The organism is Pseudomonas sp. Sample_9 (assembly GCF_004307535.1).
GTDB lineage: Bacteria > Pseudomonadota > Gammaproteobacteria > Pseudomonadales > Pseudomonadaceae > Aquipseudomonas > Aquipseudomonas mercuritolerans.
Map to the genome: position 1 here is coordinate 1 of NZ_RAZO01000072.1, position 987 is coordinate 987.

Genomic DNA, 987 nt, shown 5'->3' on the forward strand with positions numbered 1-987 from the left:
GCCAAAGCCAACTGCGTCCGATTATGCATATGCGTCAACCGCAACACCTGCGACACATACAACTTCACCGTGTTCTCGGTAATCCCCAACTCACAGGCAATCTGATAATTGGTCTGCCCCTTGCCCACCAACCGCGCCACATCCAACTGCCGGGGCGACAATTGACTGAACACCGCCGGCATCTCCACGGACTCAGGCTCACCATCACTCACCACCGGCACGGGCGAGCGCCGCACTTTGTCCAGATCCTGATAAAGGTCATCGATCGACTCGGACAAAAACTGCAACTTCTGATTCAAATGCCCCAGATGCAGATTCTTCTGCCGTTCCTGCAAAGCCAGTTCCTGGCGCTGCACACCCTCAAGCAACTCTGCCAGATCGATCGGCTTCTGATAGTAATCGGCAATCCCCGCACGCAACGCCTTGATCACATCCTGCTTGTCGGCGCGCCCGGTGAGCATGATCGCTTCGAACACCCGCTGCTTGCCGGCCAGCCGCTGCAACGCCTGGATCAACTCGATGCCATCCATGTCCGGCATGTGCAAATCACTCAGCACCAGACCGATGTCCGGGTCCGCCCTGAACAGCTCGATGGCTTCAAGACTCGAGTCGCACGGCACGCAACGGTAGCCACTGCTCTCAAGAAACTCACAGAGTTCTTCGACGATCAGCGGCTGATCATCGACCACGAGGATTTTTACCGAATTAGGCTTGTTCACGAACCACTCCATTTGCTCGGTCAACGCTGACGATTCCTGCACTTTGGTGGCGTATTCACCTGCGTTGAAAGTAGACCCACTTTCCTACTATGTACATAGGACTAGTGGCACCCCGCGATCAGGCAACCCAGTACAGCGAAAGCACTACACCTACCCACACGAACGGCGCAAATGGCAGCTTTTTTGACTTGTCCGGGGCGAGATGGCGTAAAAGCTCTCTAAGCCATTGACCCATATGGGGCCAGACTTTTGGCGCGAGCAGCAGCCA

The 987-nt window shown here is 55.7% G+C and carries 1 protein-coding gene and 1 pseudogene; both read right to left on the reverse strand.

Annotated elements, in window-relative coordinates; all coding sequences use genetic code 11:
- A partial coding sequence (locus D6877_RS04270; protein ID WP_130909956.1) for a response regulator transcription factor occupies positions 1-719 on the reverse strand: 719 nt, incomplete at its 3' end.
- Between the two features lie 118 nt (positions 720-837).
- Positions 838-987: pseudogene (locus D6877_RS29800) on the reverse strand (prepilin peptidase); the annotation flags it as partial.